1 protein-coding gene is annotated in these 2,633 nt (G+C 77.4%); it reads left to right on the top strand.

Translation table 11 applies throughout. The annotated features are described in order from the left end of the window. Positions 1 to 2,633, top strand: a 2,633-nt coding sequence (locus ABZW03_RS39675) for a condensation domain-containing protein (protein ID WP_355269574.1), incomplete at both ends; no start/stop codon positions are given.

The following is a 2,633-nucleotide window of genomic DNA, read 5'->3' as shown; positions in this document are numbered from 1 at the left end:
GGAGGAGATCGTCGCCCACTGCGCCGAGCCCGGCGCCGGCGGCCGCACCCCCGCCGACTTCCCGCTCGCCCGGCTCGACCAGGCGGCGGTGGACCGGATCGCCGGGGACGGCCGCTCCGTCGCGGACGTCTACCCGCTGACGCCGATGCAGGCCGGCATGCTCTTCCACAGCCTGCTCGACCCGGACGGCGACACCTACGTCAACCAGGTCCAGCTGGTGCTCACCGGCGTCAGCGACCCGTACGCGCTGGCCGAGGCCTGGCAGCGGACCGCCGACGCCAACCCGGTCCTGCGCACCCGGCTCAGCTGGCAGGACGACGCCGAACCGCTCCAGGTCGTCCAGCATCGCGCCGCCGTCCCGGTCACCCACCACGACTGGACCGGCCGCCCCGCCGAGCAGGTCGAGCGGGACACCGCCCGGCTGCTCGCCGAGGACCGGGCGGCCGGGATCGACCTCGGCGGCGCGCCGCTGCTGCGCCTGGCCCTGATCCGGCTGACCCCGACCCGGGTGCGGGTGGTGTGGACCTTCCACCACGTGCTGCTGGACGGCTGGAGCGCCGCCCAGGTCTTCGACGAGGTCTGCGAGCGCTACGCCGCCCTGACCGCCGGCCGCGCGCCCGCCCTGGTCGAGCGCGCGCCCTACGCCGACTACCTGCGCTGGCTGGCCGGCCGGGACCGGGCCGGGACCGAGCGCTACTGGCGCGACACCCTGGCCGGCTTCCCCGCCCCCACCGAACTGCCCCGCGACCGCCGCCCGGTGGGCGCCCACCGCGCCTCGTCCTCGGCCACCGTACGGGTCGACCTCGGCCCCGAGCTGTCCGAGCGGCTGCGCGGCACCGCCCGGCAGGCCGGGCTGACCGTCAACACCGTGCTCCAGGGCGCCTGGGCGCTGCTGCTCTCCCGCTACGGCGGCGGCGAGGACGTGGTGTTCGGCACCATCGTCTCCGGCCGGCCCGCCGAACTCCCCGGCGTCACCTCGATGGTGGGCCTGTTCATCAACGCCCTGCCCACCCGGGTGCGGATCGACGGCCGGCGCCCGCTGCTGGAGTGGCTGCGGGACGTCCAGGACCACCAGTCCGAGGCCCGGCGGCACGACGCCGTCTCGCTCGCCCAGCTCCAGGGCTGGAGCGAACTGCCCGGCGGCACCGCCCTGTTCGACAGCATCGTGGTCTTCGAGAACTACCCCTTCGACGCGCAGGCGCTGACCCGGCACGGCCTCGGTGTGGAGACCGAGCACGTGCTGGAGCCGACCAGCTACCCGCTCAGCGTGGTGGTGGCCCCCGGCGAGTCCATCGAGATCAGCCTGGACCACGACCCGGCCGCCTTCGACGCCGCCACCGTCGAACGGCTCGGGGCGAGCCTGCGCACCCTGCTCGCCGGGATGGCGGCCGGCCTGGACCGGCCGACGGGCGACCTGCCGCTGCTGGCGGCGGCCGAGGGGCGCGCACTGCTGGAGCGCCTCGGCGGGGCGGTGCACGAGGCGCCCGACGACACCGTGCCCCCGGCCTTCGCCACCGTGCCCGCGGCCTTCGCCCGGCAGGCCGCCCGCACCCCCGACGCCCCGGCGGTCCGCGCCGGGGACGAGCAGCTGACCTACCGGGAGCTGGACGAGCGCTCCAACCGGCTGGCCCGGCTGCTGATCGCGGCCGGGGCCGGCCCCGAGCGGTTCGTCGCGCTCGCCCTGCCCCGCACCGTCGACCTGGCGGTGGCGCTGCTCGCGGTGCTCAAGAGCGGCGCCGGCTACCTGCCGGTCGACCCCGGGTACCCGGCCGAGCGGATCGCCTACCTCTTCGAGGACGTCCGGCCGGACGCCGTGGTCACAGCCGCCGCCACCGGGCAGCGGCTGCCCGACGGCCCGTACACCCGGATCGTGCTGGACGACCCGGCCTGCCGGGAGCAGCTGGCCGCCGCCCGCCCCGACGCCGTGCGCGAGGAGGAGCGGCACGGCGCCCTGCTCCCGGAGCACCCCGCGTACGTCATCCACACCTCCGGCTCCACCGGCCGCCCCAAGGGTGTGGTGGTCGCCCACGCCTCGGTGCTCGCGCTGACCGACTGGGCCGCCGCCGAGTTCGGCGACCACGGCCTGGACCACGTGGTCGCCGCCACCTCGCTCAACTTCGACGTGTCGGTGTTCGAGATCTTCGCGCCGCTGCTCTCCGGCGGCCGGGTGGAACTCCTGCGCGACCTGCTGGCCCTGGCCGAGCGCCCCGCGGACGCCGGCCCCTGGCGGGCCGGGCTGCTCAGCGCGGTGCCCTCCGCGCTCGGCGGGCTGCTCGCCGACGGCGCCGTGCGGCTCGGCGCCGACACCGTGGTGCTGGCCGGCGAGGGCCTGCCCGCCCGCACCGTGCGCCAGGTCCGCGCGGCCGTCCCCGGCTGCCGGGTGCTGAACGTCTACGGCCCCACCGAGGCCACCGTGGTCGCCAGCTGGACCGGCCCGCTCGCCCCCGGCACCGGCGGGCCCGCGATCGGCCGCCCCAGCGGCGCCACCCGCGCGTACGTCCTGGACACCGCCCTGCGGCCGGTGCCGCCCGGCGTCACCGGCGAGCTCTACCTGGCCGGCCCCGGCCTCGCCCGCGGCTACCTCGGCCGCCCCGGCCTCACCGCCCAGCGCTTCCTGCCCGACCCGTACGGCC

The organism is Kitasatospora sp. NPDC004799 (genome assembly GCF_040609095.1).
GTDB lineage: Bacteria > Actinomycetota > Actinomycetes > Streptomycetales > Streptomycetaceae > Kitasatospora.
This window is presented reverse-complemented; position numbering and strand designations above follow the sequence as displayed.